The sequence below is a fragment of the Bradyrhizobium sp. CCBAU 11357 genome (genome assembly GCF_028128865.1).
GTDB lineage: Bacteria > Pseudomonadota > Alphaproteobacteria > Rhizobiales > Xanthobacteraceae > Bradyrhizobium.
Map to the genome: position 1 here is coordinate 659,520 of NZ_LBJW01000017.1, position 18,026 is coordinate 677,545.

General features: G+C 65.5%; 21 protein-coding genes and 1 pseudogene. 15 read left to right on the forward strand and 7 right to left on the reverse strand.

All coding sequences use genetic code 11. The annotated features are described in order from the left end of the window. Nucleotides 1-12 precede the first annotated feature (12 nt). Nucleotides 13-429 (forward strand): DUF4118 domain-containing protein, encoded by a 417-nt coding sequence (locus XI05_RS08265; protein ID WP_271500290.1) that lies wholly within the window; start codon nt 13-15, stop codon nt 427-429. 132 nt (nt 430-561) lie between these two features. Then, nucleotides 562-759 carry a hypothetical protein gene (locus tag XI05_RS08270; RefSeq protein ID WP_271500293.1) on the forward strand — a complete coding sequence of 66 codons (198 nt, stop codon included), beginning with the start codon at nt 562-564 and terminating at the stop codon, nt 757-759. 241 nt (nt 760-1,000) lie between these two features. Here XI05_RS08270 and XI05_RS08275 read toward each other — a convergent pair whose 3' ends face one another. Next, nucleotides 1,001-1,978: a LysR family transcriptional regulator gene (locus XI05_RS08275; RefSeq protein ID WP_271500296.1), complete on the reverse strand. Its 978-nt coding sequence runs from the start codon at nt 1,976-1,978 to the stop codon at nt 1,001-1,003. 119 nt (nt 1,979-2,097) lie between these two features. On the opposite strand from XI05_RS08275, the gene XI05_RS08280 reads away from it, so the two are divergent. The 9 genes and pseudogenes from XI05_RS08280 (at nt 2,098) to XI05_RS08320 (ending at nt 11,250) form a co-directional block, all read left to right on the forward strand. Next, on the forward strand, nt 2,098-3,135 hold the full coding sequence (locus XI05_RS08280) for a class 1 fructose-bisphosphatase (protein ID WP_271500299.1): 1,038 nt from the start codon (nt 2,098-2,100) through the stop codon (nt 3,133-3,135). Between the two features lie 12 nt (nt 3,136-3,147). Beyond that, nucleotides 3,148-4,023 (forward strand): phosphoribulokinase, encoded by an 876-nt coding sequence (locus XI05_RS08285; RefSeq protein ID WP_211401688.1) that lies wholly within the window; start codon nt 3,148-3,150, stop codon nt 4,021-4,023. A gap of 16 nt (nt 4,024-4,039) precedes the next feature. After that, nucleotides 4,040-6,058 carry a transketolase gene (tkt, locus tag XI05_RS08290; RefSeq protein ID WP_271500303.1) on the forward strand — a complete coding sequence of 673 codons (2,019 nt, stop codon included), beginning with the start codon at nt 4,040-4,042 and terminating at the stop codon, nt 6,056-6,058. 12 nt (nt 6,059-6,070) lie between these two features. Beyond that, entirely contained in the window at nt 6,071-7,153 is a 1,083-nt protein-coding gene (gene fba / locus XI05_RS08295) for a class II fructose-bisphosphate aldolase (protein WP_271500305.1), read from the forward strand. Between the two features lie 38 nt (nt 7,154-7,191). Further along, nucleotides 7,192-8,652: a form I ribulose bisphosphate carboxylase large subunit gene (locus XI05_RS08300; RefSeq protein WP_271500308.1), complete on the forward strand. Its 1,461-nt coding sequence runs from the start codon at nt 7,192-7,194 to the stop codon at nt 8,650-8,652. Between the two features lie 10 nt (nt 8,653-8,662). Beyond that, nucleotides 8,663-9,067 (forward strand): ribulose bisphosphate carboxylase small subunit, encoded by a 405-nt coding sequence (locus XI05_RS08305; protein ID WP_271500311.1) that lies wholly within the window; start codon nt 8,663-8,665, stop codon nt 9,065-9,067. A 97-nt stretch (nt 9,068-9,164) separates the two neighbouring features. Then, nucleotides 9,165-10,100, forward strand: coding sequence for a CbbX protein (gene cbbX, locus XI05_RS08310; protein ID WP_271500314.1), 936 nt, complete (start codon nt 9,165-9,167; stop codon nt 10,098-10,100). Then, a pseudogene (gene rpe, locus XI05_RS08315) lies at nt 10,097-10,835 on the forward strand (ribulose-phosphate 3-epimerase). Before cbbX ends, rpe begins: the two are co-directional and overlap by 4 nt. A 202-nt stretch (nt 10,836-11,037) precedes the next feature. After that, complete coding sequence (locus XI05_RS08320) at nt 11,038-11,250, forward strand: hypothetical protein (protein WP_271500320.1); 213 nt, start codon at nt 11,038-11,040, stop codon at nt 11,248-11,250. Between the two features lie 21 nt (nt 11,251-11,271). Here the strand turns inward: XI05_RS08320 and XI05_RS08325 are convergent, their stop codons facing one another. Beyond that, nucleotides 11,272-12,108 carry a universal stress protein gene (locus tag XI05_RS08325; RefSeq protein ID WP_271500322.1) on the reverse strand — a complete coding sequence of 279 codons (837 nt, stop codon included), beginning with the start codon at nt 12,106-12,108 and terminating at the stop codon, nt 11,272-11,274. Nucleotides 12,109-12,313: 205 nt separating this feature from the next. On the opposite strand from XI05_RS08325, the gene XI05_RS08330 reads away from it, so the two are divergent. Together XI05_RS08330 and XI05_RS08335 are read left to right on the forward strand one after the other, a co-directional pair. Further along, entirely contained in the window at nt 12,314-13,861 is a 1,548-nt protein-coding gene (locus XI05_RS08330; RefSeq protein ID WP_271500324.1) for a Do family serine endopeptidase, read from the forward strand. A gap of 263 nt (nt 13,862-14,124) precedes the next feature. Continuing rightward, nucleotides 14,125-14,487 (forward strand): hypothetical protein, encoded by a 363-nt coding sequence (locus tag XI05_RS08335; RefSeq protein ID WP_172787308.1) that lies wholly within the window; start codon nt 14,125-14,127, stop codon nt 14,485-14,487. A 6-nt stretch (nt 14,488-14,493) separates the two neighbouring features. Here the strand turns inward: XI05_RS08335 and XI05_RS08340 are convergent, their stop codons facing one another. Together XI05_RS08340 and XI05_RS08345 are read right to left on the reverse strand one after the other, a co-directional pair. Next, nucleotides 14,494-14,802: a DUF6496 domain-containing protein gene (locus XI05_RS08340; protein WP_246570604.1), complete on the reverse strand. Its 309-nt coding sequence runs from the start codon at nt 14,800-14,802 to the stop codon at nt 14,494-14,496. 149 nt (nt 14,803-14,951) lie between these two features. After that, nucleotides 14,952-15,146: a DUF3072 domain-containing protein gene (locus XI05_RS08345; protein WP_271500327.1), complete on the reverse strand. Its 195-nt coding sequence runs from the start codon at nt 15,144-15,146 to the stop codon at nt 14,952-14,954. A gap of 115 nt (nt 15,147-15,261) precedes the next feature. Here XI05_RS08345 and XI05_RS08350 point away from each other — a divergent pair, with 115 nt between their 5' ends. After that, nucleotides 15,262-15,483, forward strand: a complete 222-nt coding sequence (locus tag XI05_RS08350; RefSeq protein WP_172787311.1) for a hypothetical protein — start codon at nt 15,262-15,264, stop codon at nt 15,481-15,483. Between the two features lie 98 nt (nt 15,484-15,581). Here XI05_RS08350 and XI05_RS08355 read toward each other — a convergent pair whose 3' ends face one another. Both XI05_RS08355 and XI05_RS08360 read right to left on the reverse strand, forming a co-directional pair. After that, nucleotides 15,582-15,824: a hypothetical protein gene (locus XI05_RS08355; RefSeq protein ID WP_271500329.1), complete on the reverse strand. Its 243-nt coding sequence runs from the start codon at nt 15,822-15,824 to the stop codon at nt 15,582-15,584. Between the two features lie 95 nt (nt 15,825-15,919). Then, entirely contained in the window at nt 15,920-16,180 is a 261-nt protein-coding gene (locus tag XI05_RS08360) for a hypothetical protein (RefSeq protein ID WP_271500332.1), read from the reverse strand. Nucleotides 16,181-16,320: 140 nt separating this feature from the next. Between XI05_RS08360 and XI05_RS08365 the strand changes: the two genes are divergently transcribed. Further along, the gene (locus XI05_RS08365) at nt 16,321-16,542 is read left to right on the forward strand and encodes a hypothetical protein (RefSeq protein WP_271500335.1); all 222 of its coding nucleotides are present in this window, start codon (nt 16,321-16,323) and stop codon (nt 16,540-16,542) included. On the opposite strand, the gene XI05_RS08370 is transcribed toward XI05_RS08365, so the two are convergent. Next, nucleotides 16,539-18,026, reverse strand: coding sequence for an HWE histidine kinase domain-containing protein (locus XI05_RS08370; RefSeq protein WP_271500337.1), 1,488 nt, complete (start codon nt 18,024-18,026; stop codon nt 16,539-16,541). The genes XI05_RS08365 and XI05_RS08370 overlap by 4 nt on opposite strands.

The window sequence follows — 18,026 nt, forward strand, 5'->3', positions numbered from 1 at the left end:
AGGGGGAGGCTGATGAAGCGTGCGGGGCTGTTTGGCGTACCGCGGGTACGGCCATGGTCGTGGCAGGCGTTTCTGCTCGGATTGGCCGTCGTCGCGGTGTCGGCCGTGCTTCAGGGTATCTGCGTCGTGCTCGGCGCAAAGTTCTATTTCGCAGCGTTCCTGCCCGGCCTGTTCGTGCTTGCGCTCATGACGGGCGCACCGGCGGCAGCGTTGGCCGCGCTGCTCACGGTGCCGCTGGTGTGGTGGGCGTTCATCCCACCCTTTTTCGAGTTCAACGCGCTGACCAGCGCGAATGCCGATTCCATCAACCTGTTCTGTCTTCTCGCAGTCCTCCTGATCGGCCTTGCCGATCTCTGCCGCGCCACGATGACGATCGTCAGAAGCGGCGGGCTGAAGCCCTCGGGCGAGAGCGCGGCAACGAATCCGTAATGGATCGCGCCGCGCGCGTTGCGGCTGCGCAACAGTCCGGCAACCATCCGCGGACTTGCCGCGCGCCGCTAACTTTTCGAAAAAGATTTGGCCGCAGTTTCTCCCGCGGGAATGACGAGGGAGTTTTCGGACATGAACGGTCACGCCATCTTGGAGAACGTGCGCCGCTACCGCGGCATAGCATCGCTCTATCGCCAGACCGCAGCATTCCGCCCGGGCCAGAGCTGGTCGCTGCTGGAGCAGGCGAGGGAGTGGGAAGCGCGGGCGCTGTCGGAGCTGGAAGCCTATTTCGCCTCGCGCACGGACCGCGCCGCCCCGCTCGCGGCCTGATCGTTACCGACCTGCGCGGCCGCGAACCGGCCCGCCGCAGGCCCGATCATCCACGGGGCGATTACGGAGTTGTCTCCGCACCCTTCTGTGCTAGCAACGGGCCGATCGAATCTACTTCACGACGGCCGGGGCAAAAGATGACCACGTTCAACCGCATCTTCACGACGGAGCGCCTGCTCCAGATCATCGTGGTGCTGGCGGCGACCCTTGCCATGAAGCTGATGAGCTGAGCGCCGGCCGGCTACCGCCCGCCGAGTTCGGGCACGTCGGGCAGATAGTTCGATCCCTCCGAGCCGAGAAAATCGAACATCGCCTGCGCGGGCGGCAGCAGCACCTTGTCGCTGCGGCGGATCACGTACCATTGCCGCACGATCGGCAGGCCCGCGACGTCGAGCACGACGAGCCGGCCCTCGGCGAGCTCATGCGCCACGGTGTGGGCCGAGATGAAGGCGATGCCGAGCCCGGCGATGACCGCCTGCTTGATGGTCTCGTTGCTGCTCATCTCCATGCCGATGATCGGCTCGAGATCGGACTTCTGGAACATGCCCTCCATCAGCGTCCGCGTGCCCGAGCCGGGCTCGCGGGTGAGGAAGGTCTCGTGCACGAGGTCGGTCAGGCTGAGGCCGGAATCCTTCTCCAGCCAATGCCCCTTGCGCGCGACGATGATGTGCGGATTGCGTCCGAGCTGGCGGACGTCGACGGTGACGTCGGCCGGCGGCCGACCCATCACCGCGAAGTCGAGGTCGTAGCCGTGCATGGCCTCGCGGATCTCCTCGCGATTGCCGATGGTCAGCTTGATCTCGATCTTGGGGTAGCGCTTGGAGAACGCCGCGATCGCATGCGGCACGAAATACTTGGCCGTCGAGACCGCACCGAGATGCACCGTGCCGCCGGTCCGCCCCGCGAGCAGGTCGAGCGCGCCCTGGCAATCCGTGATCGCGGCCTCGACCCGCTCGGCCAGCGCCAGCACTTCCTTGCCCGCCTCGGTCAGCAGCATGCCGTCGCCGGTCCGCTGCACCAGGGGCAGGCCGGCGAGGTCCTGCAGCTGACGCAGCTGCTGGGTCACGGCCGGCTGCGTCAGCCCGAGATGGCCGGACGCCGCCGTCACGCTGCCCTTGGCTGACAACGCCGCGAGCGAGCGCAGCTGCCGGATCGTCAGATGCCGGAGCTGGGCCGCCGCATGGCCGGGACCATTATAAGAAAATTCTTTGGCGCTCATTATGAATAGAAATTTTCCTTATTAAGTCACCCCTGTCAATCTCCTGATGCCGGCACTGACCGCACCGACCTCTAGAGTGGAGGGAACGGTTGCGGCACCGGCCCAGGGGATGGACGCAGATGACCGGGCAACTCAGGCTGGACGACCACCTTCAACGGTATTCCGAGACCGCACCTCACGCGCTCGCAGTGTCCGGCGCCGTCGATGCCATCGCGGCGGCAGCGATCGAGATTGCCGATCTCATCGCCAGCGGCGATCTCGCCGACGCCTCGGGCCTCTCCACCGGGCGCAACAGCGACGGCGATCTCCAACGCGACCTCGACGTCCAGGCGGACGCGATCCTGCGCCGTTGCCTCGGCCGGCTGCCGATCGCCGCGCTGGCGTCGGAGGAGATGCGCGAGGCCCAGATCGTCGATCGTCAGGGGCGCATCTGCATCGCGATCGATCCGCTCGATGGCTCCTCCAACATCGACATCAACATGACCGTCGGCACGATCTTCTCGATCCTGCCGGCCCCCGACGATCTCTCACTGGCCTTCCATCAGCGCGGCTCGGCGCAGCTCGCGGCGGGCTTCGTCACCTACGGCCCGCAGACCTCGCTGGTGCTGACGCTCGGCGACGGCGTCGACATCTTCACGCTCGATCGCAAGGCGGGCTGCTTCCGCCTCGCGCGCAGCGCCGTGCAGATCGCCGAGGCCTGCGAGGAGTTCGCGATCAACGCCTCGAACCGCCGGCACTGGGACCCGCCGGTGCGCGCCTTCATCGACGAATGCCTCGCCGGCGTCGACGGGCCCGCCAACCACGACTTCAACATGCGCTGGATCGGCTCGCTGGTCGCGGAGGCCTATCGCATCCTCACCCGTGGCGGCGTGTTCCTCTATCCCTCCGATGCGCGTCCCGGCTACGGCGACGGCCGCCTGCGCCTGACCTACGAGGCGCATCCGATGGCCATGATCATCGAGCAGGCCGGTGGCTCGGCCTCGACCGGGCGCGAGCGCATCCTCGACCTCTCCGCGCAAAATCTGCACCAGCGCGTGCCGCTGATCATGGGCTCGAGCAACGAGGTGCGGCGCGTCGAGGAGCTGCATTGCGATCCGCTGCTGGTTGCCAGCGTCTCCGCGCCGCTGTTCGCGCGGCGCGGATTCTTCCGGCTCTGAGCGAGGCGCCCCATGTCCAGGAAGCATCCGATCATCTCCATCACCGGCTCCTCCGGCGCCGGCACCACATCGGTCAAGAAGACCTTCGAGCAGATCTTCTTTCGCGAGAAGGTCAACGCCGCCTACATCGAGGGCGACGCCTTCCATCGCTACGACCGCGCCGAGATGCGCACGCAGATGGCGAAGGAGGCCGAGCGCGGCAACAAGCATTTCAGCCATTTCAGCCCCGAGACCAATTTGTTCGAGGAGCTTGAGCGCGCCTTCCGCGACTATGGCGAGACCGGCACCGCGGTAACGCGGCATTACGTCCACGACGCCGAGGAATCGGCGCTGCATGGCGCGGCCCCGGGCACCTTCACCGACTGGAAGCAGTTGCCGGAGAACTCCGACCTGTTGTTCTACGAAGGCCTGCACGGCGCCGTGGTCACCGACAAGGTCAACGTCGCGCGCTATGCCGACCTCAAGATCGGCGTCGTGCCCGTCATCAATCTCGAATGGATCCAGAAGCTGCACCGCGACCGCAGCGCGCGGGGCTATTCGACCGAGGCCGTCACCGACACCATCCTGCGGCGGATGCCCGACTACATCCACTACATCTGCCCGCAATTCACCGAGACCGACATCAACTTCCAGCGCGTGCCGACGGTGGACACCTCCAACCCGTTCATCGCGCGCTGGATCCCGACGCCGGACGAATCGATGGTGGTGATCCGCTTCAAGAATCCGCGCGGGATCGACTTCCCCTATCTGCTCTCGATGCTGCCGCAGAGCTGGATGTCCCGCGCCAATTCGATCGTCTGCCCCGGTGCCAAGCTCGACCTCGCGATGCAGCTGATCCTGACGCCGCTGATCATGCAGCTGATCGAGCGCAAGCGCAGCCTGAAGTGAACAGGGAGAGAAGCCGATGAACATCTCCGTCCATGCCGAAGCCGACCTCAATGCGGTCACGCACAACGATCTCGCCAATGCCGTCCGCTTCCTTGCGGTCGACGCCATCGAGGCAGCGCAGTCCGGCCATCCCGGGCTGCCCATGGGCATGGCGGATGTCGCAACCGTGCTGTTCTCGCGCTTCCTGAAATTCGACTCCGCGCACTCCAACTGGCCGGACCGCGACCGTTTTGTCCTGTCGGCCGGCCATGGCTCGATGCTGCTCTATGCACTGCTGCATCTCACCGGCGGCGATGTCAGCCTCGACGACATCAAGGCCTTCAGGCAATGGGGCTCGAAGACGCCGGGCCATCCCGAATATGGCCACACGCCCGGCGTCGAGACCACGACGGGCCCATTGGGACAGGGGATCGCGACCGCGGTCGGCATGGCGCTTGCCGAGCGCATGGCGAATGCGCGGCATGGCGATGGCCTCGTCGATCACTTCACCTATGTCATCGCGGGCGACGGCTGCCTGATGGAGGGCATCAGCCAGGAGGCGATCTCGCTTGCCGGCCATCTCGGGCTCGGTCGGCTGATCGTGCTGTTCGACGACAACGGCATCTCCATCGACGGTCCGACCTCGCTGGCGACGTCGGACGACCAGCTCGCGCGCTTCGCCGCCTCCGGCTGGTCGGTGCGCCGCGTCGACGGGCATGATCCCGAAGCGGTGGCGCAGGCGATTGCGGAGGAGCGGGGGACCGCAAAACCGTCGCTGATCGCCTGCCGCACCATCATCGGCTATGGCGCGCCTGATCGGCAGGGCACCGAGAAGGCGCACGGCGCGCCGCTCGGCACCGAGCAGACGGCAGCGGCGCGCCGGACGCTCGGCTGGGACTATCAGCCCTTCGTGGTGCCGATCCCGGTGCTCAAGGCGTGGCGGATGATCGGGCAGCGCGGGCAGGTCGACCGTCTCGCCTGGCTTGATCGTTACGAAAACGCCACGCCCGAGCAGCGCGATCTGTTCGTCGAAGGCAAGGCCGTCGCGCTACCGGCCTCGTATGCGCTGGCCGCGGCGAAATTGCGCGAGCGCTTTGCCAGCGAGCGGCCGAAGCTCGCAACGCGGCAGGCCTCGCAGCAGGTGCTCGACGGGATTGCTGGAACGATAGCCGGCCTGATCGGCGGCTCGGCAGACCTCACCCATTCGAACCTGACGCACGCCAAGGCGCAAGCTCCGGTCAGGAGCGGTGCATTCACCGGCGACTACATCCACTATGGCATCCGAGAGCACGGCATGGCCGCCGCGATGAACGGCCTCGCGCTGCATGGCGGCTTCATCCCCTACGGCGGCACGTTCCTCGCGTTCTCCGACTACAGCCGGCCGGCGATCCGACTTGCCGCCCTGATGCGGCTGCGCGTCATCCATGTGATGACGCACGACTCCATCGGGCTCGGCGAGGATGGCCCGACACATCAGCCGGTCGAACACCTTGCCGCGCTGCGCGTGATCCCGAACCTCCTGGTGTTCCGTCCTGCCGACGCGGTGGAGACGCTGGAAGCCTGGGACTGCGCACTCAGCTCCGAAAACCGTCCGTCCGTGCTGTGCCTGTCGCGGCAGGCGCTGCCGACCTTCCGCAGCGACGCCCGCGGCAGAAACCGCGTCGCGAACGGTGCCTATCTCGTCGCCTCGCCGGATGGCGGCCGCGACCTGACGTTGATCGCAACCGGCTCGGAAGTTTCCATCGCGCTGGAAGCCGCGCGCCTGCTCGCGACCGAACATATTCGTCCGGCTGTGGTCTCGGCGCCGTGCTTCGCGCTGTTCGAGGAGCAGCCGGAGGACTACCGCGCCGCCGTGCTCGGCACCGCGCCGCGTGTCGGTATCGAGGCCGCTGTCGCCGGCGACTGGCATCGCTGGATTGGCGCTGACGGCGAGTTCGTCGGCATGCGCGGCTTCGGTGCCTCGGCGCCGGCGCCGGTCCTGTACCGCGAATTCGGCATCACCCCGCAAAGCATTGCGGAAGCGGCCCGTCGGGCGATCGCCCGCAAGAGCCAATAAGGAGGACGACCCGTGGCCCGTATCACCCTTCGCCAATTGCTCGATCACGCTGCCAGCCACGGCTACGCCGTGCCGGCGTTCAACATCAACAACATGGAGCAGGGCATTGCGATCATGCAGGCGGCGGCCGCGGTCGATGCGCCCGTCATCATCCAGGCCTCGCGCGGCGCGCGCAGCTATGCCGGCGATCTCATGCTCTCGCACATGATCGACGCGCTGGAGCGGACCTATCCGGACATTCCGCTCTGCATGCACCAGGACCACGGCAATGACGAAGCGACCTGCGCCTCGGCCATCGCGCATGGCTTCACCTCGGTCATGATGGACGGCTCACTCAAGGCCGACGCCAAGACGGCGGCCGACTATGACTACAACGTCGCGATCACGCGCCGCGTCGTCGATCTCGCCCATTGGGTTGGCGCTTCCGTCGAAGGCGAGCTCGGCGTGCTCGGCTCGCTCGAGCACGGCGGCGGCGAGCAGGAGGATGGCCACGGCGTCGAGGGCAAGGTCAGCCACGACCAGCTCTTGACCGATCCGGACCAGGCCGTCGACTTCGTCCGTGCGACGAAGGTCGATGCGCTGGCGATCGCGATGGGCACTTCGCACGGTGCCTACAAGTTCAGCCGCAAGCCCGATGGTGACATCCTGGCGATGCAGGTGGTCGAGGAGATCCACCGTCGGCTGCCGAACACGCATCTGGTCATGCATGGCTCCTCCTCGGTGCCGCAGCCGCTGCAGGACATGTTCAACCAGTTCGGCGGCGAGATGCCGCAGACCTGGGGCGTGCCGGTGGAGGAGATCGTTCGCGGCATCCGAAGCGGCGTGCGCAAGGTCAATATCGACACCGACTGCCGCCTCGCGATGACCGCGGTGTTCCGGAAGGTGGCGGCGGAAACGCGCTCCGAGTTCGATCCGCGCAAGTTCCTGAAGCCGGCGATGGACGCGATGCGCGAATTGTGCCGCGAGCGGTTCGAACAGTTCGGCACCGCAGGCCACGCCAGCAAGATCAAGGTGGTCCCGGTGAGCGAGATGGCGCGGCGCTATCGGGCGGGCGAATTGGACCCGCGCATCACCCGCGAGCCTGTTGCCGCTTAACCAATCAGCAAGAAGAGTGAAAAGAGCAGGAGAGAGACATGAACGCACATGCAGGCACGGTCCGCGGCAAAGAGCGCTATCGCTCCGGCGTGATGGAGTACAAGCGCATGGGCTATTGGGAGCCCGACTACACGCCAAAGGACACCGACGTCATCGCGCTGTTCCGCGTCACGCCGCAAGAGGGCGTCGACCCGATCGAGGCCTCAGCTGCCGTGGCAGGCGAATCCTCGACCGCGACCTGGACGGTGGTGTGGACCGATCGCCTGACCGCGGCCGAGAAATATCGCGCCAAGTGCTACCGCGTCGATCCCGTTCCGGGTTCGCCCGGCTCGTATTTCGCCTACATCGCCTACGATCTCGACCTGTTCGAGCCGGGATCGATCGCCAACCTCTCGGCCTCGATCATCGGCAACGTGTTCGGCTTCAAGCCGCTGAAGGCGCTGCGCCTCGAGGACATGCGCTTTCCCGTCGCCTATGTGAAGACGTTCCAGGGGCCGGCGACCGGCATCGTGGTCGAGCGCGAGCGGCTCGACAAGTTCGGCCGGCCGCTGCTGGGCGCAACCGTGAAGCCGAAGCTCGGCCTGTCCGGCCGCAACTACGGCCGCGTGGTCTATGAGGCGCTGAAGGGCGGGCTCGACTTCACCAAGGACGACGAGAACATCAACTCACAACCCTTCATGCACTGGCGCGATCGCTTCCTTTACTGCATGGAGGCGGTGAACCGCGCGCAGGCGGCTTCCGGTGAGGTGAAAGGCACCTACCTCAACGTCACCGCGGGGACGATGGAGGACATGTACGAGCGCGCGGAGTTCGCGAAAGAGCTCGGATCGTGCATCGTGATGATCGACCTCGTGATCGGCTACACGGCGATCCAGTCCATGGCCAAGTGGGCGCGACGCAACGACATGATCCTGCATCTGCATCGCGCCGGTCATTCGACCTATACCCGACAGAAGAGCCACGGCGTGTCGTTCCGCGTCATCGCCAAATGGATGCGGCTCGCCGGCGTCGACCACATTCACGCCGGCACGGTGGTCGGCAAGCTCGAAGGCGATCCCAACACCACGCGCGGCTATTACGATGTCTGCCGCGAGGATTTCAATCCGACCAAGCTCGAGCACGGCCTGTTCTTCGACCAGCACTGGGCGAGCCTCAACAAGATGATGCCGGTCGCTTCCGGCGGCATCCATGCCGGGCAGATGCACCAGCTGCTCGACCTGTTGGGCGAGGACGTCGTGCTGCAGTTCGGCGGCGGCACGATCGGCCATCCCATGGGCATTGCGGCCGGCGCGACCGCCAATCGCGTGGCGCTGGAAGCGATGATCCTCGCCCGCAATGAGGGCCGCAACTATGTCCACGAAGGCCCGGAGATCCTGGCCAAGGCAGCCCAGACCTGCACGCCGCTGAAGGCCGCGCTCGAGGTCTGGAAGGACGTCACTTTCAACTATCAATCCACCGACACGCCGGACTTCGTGCCGACGGCGCTGGAAACCGTCTGAGGAGATTGAGATGAAGATCACCCAGGGCTGCTTTTCGTACCTGCCGGATCTGACCGACGAGCAGATCACCCGCCAGGTGCAGTACTGTCTCGCCAATGGCTGGGCGGTGAACATCGAGTTCACCGACGATCCGCATCCCCGCAACACCTATTGGGAGATGTGGAGCCTGCCGATGTTCGATCTCCAGGACGCCGCCGGCGTGATGATGGAGCTCGCCGAGTGCCGCAGGGTCTATAGCGACCGCTACATCCGCATCAGCGGCTTCGATTCCAGCCACGGCTGGGAATCGGTGCGGATCTCCTTCCTCGTCAACCGGCCGAAGCAAGAGACGGAGTTCGAGCTGGTGCGCCAGGAGGTCGGCGGTCGCGCGATCCGCTACACCACGGCTCGAAAGCCGGCGCCCGCACCAGCTTAGGTCATCCGCTTCCGCGCGGAGCTCTCCCTGCTTCGTATCCTGGCGGACCACTGCTTCGCCGCCTCCCGCGGCGAAGCTCTTTTCTTCGAGGGTAGCCATGCTCGATGTCCCCCACGCAACCACAACCGAACACAGCGAGACCCATTTTGATCTCCGCAAGGAGGCTGAAGCGGCCGGAATCACCGAGACGCTGCAGCAGCTCGATCAGGAGCTGATCGGGCTCAAGCCGGTGAAGAGCCGCGTGCGCCAGATCGCCTCGCTGCTGCTGATCGAGCGCATCCGGCAGCGTGCGGGGCTGGCATCGGCGCCGCCGACGCTGCACATGTCGTTCACGGGCAATCCCGGCACCGGCAAGACCACCGTGGCGCTGCGCATGGCCAAGATCCTGCACGGGCTCGGCTTCGTGCGGCGCGGGCAAGTGATCTCGGTGACGCGCGACGATCTCGTCGGCCAGTATATCGGCCACACCGCGCCGAAGACCAAGGAGATCCTGAAAAAGGCGATGGGCGGCGTGCTGTTCATCGACGAGGCCTATTACCTGCATCGCCCCGACAACGAGCGCGACTACGGCCAGGAATCGATCGAGATCCTGCTCCAGGTCATGGAGAACCAGCGCGAGGACCTCGTCGTGATCCTCGCCGGCTATGGCGAGCGGATGACGAGCTTCTTCGCCTCCAATCCCGGCTTCCGCTCGCGCATCGCCCACCACATCGAATTCCCTGACTATGCAGAGACCGAGCTGCTCGTCATTGCCGAGCTGATGCTGAAGGAGCGCGGCTATCGTCTCTCGGCCGCGGCGCGCGAGGCGTTGGAGAGATACATCGCGCTGCGCCGGACGCAGCCGTTCTTCTCCAATGCGCGCTCGATCCGCAACGCCGTCGACCGCATCCGCCTGCGGCAGGCCGATCGGCTGGTGTCCGATCTCGATCGCATGCTCGATGTCGCCGACCTCGAAACCATCGACCCGGCGGATGTCCTTGCAAGCCGCGTCTTCAGCGGCGGTCCGGGCGCGGAAAGGAGCGTGAAGGCATGACCAGCGAGATCCTTATTGCTCCCTCGATCCTGGCCGCAGACTTCGCGCGTCTCGGTGAGGAGATCGCCGCGATCGACGCGGCCGGCGCCGACTGGCTCCATTGCGACGTCATGGACGGTCATTTCGTCCCCAACATCAGCTTTGGTGCTGACGTCATCAAGGCGATCCGGCCGCTGACGAAGAAGGTCTTCGACGTGCACCTCATGATCGCACCGGTCGATCCCTATATCGAAGCGTTCGCAAAGGCGGGCGCTGACGTCATCACTGTTCACGCCGAAGCGGGTCCGCATCTCGACCGCTCGCTCCAGGCGATCCGCTCGCTCGGCAGGAAGGCTGGCGTCAGCCTTTGTCCGTCGACGCCGGAGACGGTGATCGAATATGTGCTCGATCGCATCGATCTCGTGCTGGTGATGACGGTCAACCCCGGCTTTGGCGGCCAATCCTTTATCGCATCGCAGATCGATAAGATCCGGCGGATCAGAACCATGATCGGCGAGCGGCCGATCCGCCTCGAGGTCGATGGCGGTGTCACGCGCGACAATGCCGCGGCTGTGGCTGCAGCGGGCGCCGACACGCTGGTCGCAGGCTCCGCCGTGTTTCACGGCAAGAGTGCTGCCGAATATGCCACCAATATTGCGGCTATTCGCATCGCCGCGGCGACGGGTCGGGTTCCCAGGCTGCAAGATGGTTCCGCGCCCCCCGAAGCGGACCGGAGAAAGTGCGCTCATCCGGTAAACTGTGGAAGCCGCGGACCGATGTAGGTGCGATGTGCCAAGGCGCGCCACTTGCCCTGACGTTTGGAACTAAAATCCTTACCGGCGCTTCTCGAAAATTAACTTGGCTCAGGCGCGTTGAGCGCGCAGCAAATGTTTTGCATAAGCGCCATCGGCCTGACGCAAATAAGGAGAATAAGCCTGTGAACGCGAGGGAGGGTCTCATGGAGAACGTACGTCGCTACCGGGCGCTGGCGTCCCTCTGCCGTCAGCAGGCGGCCTACCGGCCGCTCCAGACCTGGGAACTCCTCGGCCAGGCCGAACATTTCGAACATCTCGCTGAAATCGAGCTCCAGGCGCATTTCGACGCGTGCAATGTGCACCGCGACAAAGACGCCGCCGCGCCCGCGACATGGACAGCTCCCGTCGCGGCGTGACGGCGCCGAGCCGGGCTCGCCTCAATGGGACATCAGCGTCGGGACCGTCATGGCTTCCAGCATGGCGCGGGTGACGCCCCCGAGAACGCGCTCCTGCAACCGCGAATGGCCGTAGCCGCCCATCACCAGGAGATCCAGGTTCTCGTCGGCCGCCAGCGACAGAATGATCGGCTGAATCTCGGCGCGGGTTGCCGTCCGGCCGACGATGCGGGTCGTCAGTCCGCGCCGGCCGAGATGTCTGGCCAGGCCGTGTGCTGAAGCTTCACCGGCGACGGCGTCGGTCTCGTTGACGCTGATGATCACGATCTCTTCGGCGCGGGCCAGGAACGGGGCCGCGTCGCGCATGGCGCGGGCGGCAAGGCGACTGCCGTCCCAGCAGATGCCGATCCGGTTCGCCTTGAAGGCTCCTCGAAACGTGTAGGGCAGGAACAGCACCGGGCCGCCCGCCTGGAACAGGATCTCGCCGGGCACGTCGTTGTCGAACGCGCCTTGCGCCGGATCGGGCTGGAGCACGATGCTGAGGTCGTGCAAACGCGCCATCTCGCCGAGCGAGCCGGCTGCATCCACCGGGATCGCGCCGAGTGCGTGGCAGGTATAGGAGATGCCGGCGTTCGCCGCCTCGCTCTTGAATACCGCGAGCGCAGCCTCGGCCCGCTCCACGGCGCGCTCGCGCTCCAGCTCGAACACGGCCGCCACCGCCGCGCCGCCTTCCATGACGTAAGCCGCACTGGTGGCGACATAGCCGACCGCGACCGCGTCGAGATGCGCGTTGAGCTTCGCCGCAAGCGAGATCGAGCCCTCGATCGCGGGACGCATGGGACGTTCGGTGGGAATGTGGACGAGAATGTCTTTGTACATGGCGCGCCTCCGCTGAGCATCATCGGATGGTCGCAGTTTTTCACTGCGCGAAGGCGGCGCGTTGAGCTGCATCAAACCTCCAGATTGCCTGCTGCGCCCGCTCATCCATTCTTTGCCGAGATTTAATCGGACGGACGGGACGCCGTAAGGTGGCAGCGACCATGTTGAGGGCAAGGCGACACCTGCTCAACATGGATATTTCGACATGAACGATCGCGTCAATTCCGACATCACCACGTCTCGCAAGATCTTGCGGCCGCGCCGGCTCGCGCTGCTCGGCACCGTGGCCGCGCTGGGCGTGGCCGCCCTGGCCATTGCGCCGGGCGCTTCGCCGTTCGGCATCACCTCCTTGGTTGCGCCGGCTCAGGCGGCCGAAGCCGCCGCGACGCCGCCCGGCTTCGGCGATCTCGTCAGCAAGGTCAAACCCGCGGTGATCTCGGTCCGGGTCAAAATCGACCAGGACAACGACAAGAGCGCGATGCTGCAGCAGAACCGGATGGATTCGGACGAGGACTCGCCGTTCGACCAGTTCTCGCGGCAGTTCGGCTTCCGCTTCCCGGGCGGTGCGAACGGCATGCCGCGCCAGCGCCACCAGATGATCACGGGCGAAGGCTCCGGCTTCTTCATTTCCGCGGACGGCTATGCCGTGACCAACAATCACGTCGTCGATCACGCCCAGTCCGTGCAGGTGACGATGGACGACGGTACGACCTACACCGCGAAGGTCGTCGGCACCGATCCGAAGACCGATCTCGCGCTGATCAAGGTCGACGGCAAGAAGGACTTTCCGTTCGTCAAATTCTCCGACCAGAAGCCGCGCATCGGCGACTGGGTGGTCGCCGTCGGCAATCCCTTCGGTCTTGGCGGCACCGTGACCGCGGGCATCGTCTCGGCCAGCGGGAGGGATATTGGCAATGGTCCCTATGACGACTTCATCCAGATCGATGCGCCGATCAACAAGGGCAATTCCGGCGGCCCGGCCTTCGACATGAACGGCAACGTCATCGGCGTGAACACCGCGATCTTCTCGCCCTCGGGCGGCTCGGTCGGCATCGGCTTCGATATCCCGGCTTCGACCGCCAAGCTCGTCGTCGCGCAGCTGAAGGACAAGGGCGCGGTGACCCGCGGCTGGCTCGGCGTGCAGGTGCAGCCGGTGACCTCGGATATTGCCGACAGCCTCGGCCTGAAGGAGGCACGCGGCGCGATCGTCGACAATCCGCAAGATGGCAGCCCGGCGGCGAAGGCCGGCATCGAGGCGGGGGACGTCATCACCGCCGTCAATGGCAGCGCGATCAAGGATTCCCGCGATCTCGCCCGCACCATCGCCGGCTTGGCGCCGGGCACGTCCGTGAAGCTCGATGTCTTCCGCAAGGGTGGCAGCAAGACCGTGACCCTGGCGCTCGGCGAGTTGCCGAACGAGCGGCAGGCCAAGGGCCATGGCAATGCCGACGAGGGGAGGGGTCAGCCGGGTGCCGGCACGCCACGCCTCGGCCTCAGCCTGGCGCCGGCAGGTGACGTTCAGGGCGCAGGCCAGAACGGCGTGGTCGTCACCGAGGTTGATCCGCAAGGCCCGGCCGCGCAACGCGGCATCCGGACCGGCGACGTCATCCTCAATGTCGGCGGCAAGGCTGTCAGCAGTGTCGGCGAGGTGCGCTCCGAGCTGGCGCAGGCCAAATCGTCGGGCAAGCGCAGCGTGCTGCTGCAGATCAGAAGCGCGGAGGCCACCCGCTTCGTCGCGGTGCCACTCGCCTGACGCGAACCTCGACCGCTACAAATCCAGAAAGGCGGCCTCGGGCCGCCTTTCGCACACGAGCTCGCCAGGTCCGATAACATTCTCGTTAACGGCAGGTAGGGTGACCGGGTGCGTCCGAAAAAGCCGTGTTCGCTGATCACACTCGCCAGGTGCCTCGGTGCTCTGCGGCAACGTCGCCGCTGAGAGGGGTTGCAAGCGTGGAACTTCGAACCTCGCGGCGCTTTGTGGAACTCGCCGGCGGTTCACATGAGATCGGTGCCGACATGGATCGATTGAAGGTCTCGCTGAGGAGTGCGCTGCTGGTGGCGCCATTGGTGCTCTCCGGCGGAAACGCCCTCGGGCGCGACGACGGCCGCTACGCGGATTCCCCTCTGAAGCCATGGTTCGACAGTTTGCGCAGCCATCTCGGTCCGTGCTGCTCGGATGCGGACGGTTTCGCCGTCGCCGATCCCGACTGGGAGTCGCACAACGGGCGTTACCGTGTGCGCCTCGACGGGCAGTGGATCGACGTGCCGGATGAAGCCGTCATCACCGAGCCGAACCGGGCCGGCCGCACCATGGTGTGGCCGGTCAAGACTGCGTTCGGGATTTCGATCCGCTGCTTCATGCCTGGGAGCATGATCTGAGACCGGTCAGCGCGACCGTTTGGATGATTTGCGCTTCGATGATTTCTTGCTCGATGATTTCCTGGACGACGTCCTCGACGATTTCTTGGACGTCTTCTTGGCACTCTTGCGCTTCGAAGCCTTCTTCGGGACCTTCTTGCCCTTCTTGCGCGCCTTCGACAATCCGATCGCGATCGCCTGCTTGCGGCTCTTGACGCGGCCGCCGCGCCCGCCACGGCCGCTCTTCGCGGTGCCTTTCTTGTAGCGCCGCATCTCGCTGGCGACATCGCTGCCCGAGCTGCTTGAGTAGCGGCGTTTCTTTGCCTTGCGTGCCATGCATGTCCTCCCTCGGCGAGGAGAACCATTCGGCACAGCCATGGTTCCGGGAGCGCGGGCGGCGCAGCTAAAGCCGCGATGCGATTAGGATGAATCGTCATCGCGCTTTAGGCTTCGGAAAACCGCCGCACACTTTTCCGGACCATGCTCTAGAAGGAATTTGCCAGCTCGATCTCCGCTTCCAGCGCCTGGATGCGTCGTGCGGCCTCGCCGAAGGACAGATCCCGCGCATATTGGCCGGGCTGATAGGCCTCTTCGCTCAGCCGCTTCAGCTTCAGGCCCTGCGCCCGCGTCATCTGCTCGCCAAGTACAAATCTGGCGTCGTATTTACCTTGAACCTGCATCTGGCGTCTCCGTCCTGAAATCGTGACTTGACTATATGTTCTTATTTTGTTCTAACAAGCCATGGACAACAGAATTAATGAAATTCGACGTAAAATCAGAGCCTTGAGGCTTGAGATGGCCGACGTCGAGGCGTCGGTGCGCGACCTCGTCGAGCGCGATCGCGACTGCACGGAAAGGGCCCTGGCGCAGATGGACCTGCGCCGGAAAATCAACCTCCTGATTGCCGAATGGAAGGCGGCCGGCGGCAGCGACGTTCTGCCTGACGTCCGCGACCGGGTGCGCCTGCGTCCCGTGAAGACAGGCGGCAATCCCGCGCGCGCAGCCGAGCGCCGCTGAGATCGTTGGCGCCGGATACCGCCAAGTGCCGGACCCAAGATAAGATAGAAGACAGAGGGCCCCGCAATGGCGGGGCCCTCCATGATTCCAGGGAGCGCCTATTTGGTGTTGGTCATGCTGCCCTTGTTCGTCATGGTGCCGCTCTGATCGGAGCCGGAGCCGGCGCCGCCTTGGCCCGTGGGGTCAGCGCCCTTGGAAGACTTGGTGTTGGCGCCGGTGGTCTGCGACGATGACGTCGAGGATCCATGCTTGGCCTTGTGCGACTTGGCCTGGGCGACGACCGGCGTGGCGGCAAGGCCAATTGCTACCATGACGGCGAGAGCGAGCTTGGTCGTCTTCATGCGGGGGAACTCCCTGTGTTAAATTGACGCAGGCAGCAAACCGCGCCTCGCGGCAGGAGTTCCCGGCAAAGCATCTTCCGTGCGTCACGCACGCTTCAAGTTTGCTTGTCCTCGGCCAGGATGAACACGGCGCCGGTGAGCGTCGCGCCGATCGCGAAGGTCGTCACCAAGGTGAGGGCGAAGACCGTCGCGGCCTGGCCCCCGCCGTTGTTCAGCAGGTTGGCCACGGCTGGATTGGACAGGACGAGCGTGAGGCTGAAGGTGAGGCCGAGCGCTGCGCCCATCATTGCATGCGTCATCAGCCTGATAAGGCCGCTGGCAGAGATCAGCTCGGACGACTTCTTGTTGGTGCGCATGGGACGGCATCCCGAACTGCCACGCCAACGCGCTCGTGATTCCCTGGTTCCGTTCCGCTGAAGGAATTGTCATCGCCCGCTTCATCCGGCGTTCATGCCGGGCTTGCCAAGATGAGCCCCAGTAAAACGGGAACATCGATATGGGTAAGGTCGTCTTTCTTTACCGCTCGCTGGCCTATCGCAACGCAGCCGCGGACATGCTGCGCAAGGCGCGCAAGCTCCCGCGTGGCGCGGAGCGGAGCGCGGCTCGCCGCTACGCGAGGGCGCTGCGCGATCTCGCGCGAACGGAAGCCTGGCTCGAAGGGCGCATCGCGCGCGAACCGCGCACGGCTCAGCGCATGACGAGCGCAGCGTCCGGCTAGCCGGATGCGCGCTGCAATTCGGCAGCGCCTGCGGTGTCGAACTTGCCGGTTGCGGTCGTCGCGCTCTTGCGTGTCAACGGCACCTCCAGACGGCACAACAGGCCCTCGGCGCGCCAATCGAACTGCGCCTGTCCGCCAAGCTGGGACTCGATGCTCGCAAGCAGGCTTCGCGTGCCGAAGCCGCGCGATTTCGGGGTCTTGACCAGGGGACCGCCGGATTCCTCCCAGCTCAGCGTGAGCCGCTCGGCGTCGACCTGCCAGCCGATCGCGAGCCGCCCCGATCGGGTCGAGAGCGCGCCGTACTTGGCCGAGTTGGTGAAGAGCTCGTGCAGCGCGAGCGCCAGCGTCTGCGCCGTCGCCGGCAGCAGCTGAACTTCGGGCCCCGCCAATTTGATCTGGCCGCCGAGCGAATAGGGCGCAAGCTCCTCGTCGATCAGCCTGGAGAGCTCGGCGCCCTGCCAGCTCGACAGCGACAGGATGGTGTGCACGCGCGCCAGTGCATTGATGCGCCCCTCGACGGCATTGACATAGGCCTTGACCTCGTCGGCCCGGGTGAGGCGCACGATCGACTGCGCCAGCGCCAGCGCGTTCTTGGCGCGGTGATCGACTTCCCGCGCCAGCAGGTTCTGCCGCTCCTCGGCCCGCTTGCGCTCGGTGATGTCGACGGTCACGCCGCTGACGCGCACCACGCGCCCGCTCTCATCCATCGTCGCAGCCGCCGTGCCGACGCACCAGCGCACCTCGCCGTCGGGCCGCACGATGCGGAACTCCGTCTCGTAGGCGCGCGTGCCCTTGTTGAATTCGGCGATCGCCTTGCGCAACTGATCGACGTCGTCGGGGTGCAACAGGGCCTGAACGCTGGCCGGAGTGACCTCGAAATCCTCGGGGCTGACGCCGAAGATGCGGTATTGCCCCTCGTCCCACATCCAATCGCCGCTGATCCAGTCCCAGTCCCAGGACCCCATCTTGCCGGCCGCGATCGCCATGCTGCGCCGTTGCTCGCTCTCGCGCAGCTTCGCGGTGGAAGCCTCCAGTTCCGCGGTGCGGGCGCGGACGCGGTCCTCGAGCTCGTGGTTCAGCCGTTCGAGCTCGCGCGTCTTGCGGTAGAGCTCGGCAAACACCTTGATCTTGGCGCGAAGCACCTCCGGCACGACCGGCACCGGCACGTAATCGACCGCGCCCATCTCGTAGCCGCGCAGCCGGTCGATGTCGCTGACCTGGATGGCCGAGATGAAGATCATCGCGGTCTTCTGGAAGCGCGGATGTTCGCGGATCATCGCGGCGAGCTCGAAGCCGTCGAGCTCGGGCATGCAGACGTCGACCAGGATCACCGCGATCTCGGTCTTGAGCAGCACCTCCAGCGCCTCGCGGCCCGAGGAGGCGATCACGAGGTTCTCTCCGAGATCCTTCAGGATCACCTCATAGGCGAGCAGCTTGGCCGGCTGATCGTCGACGAGCAGGATGTTGACCTTTTCCTGGTCCAT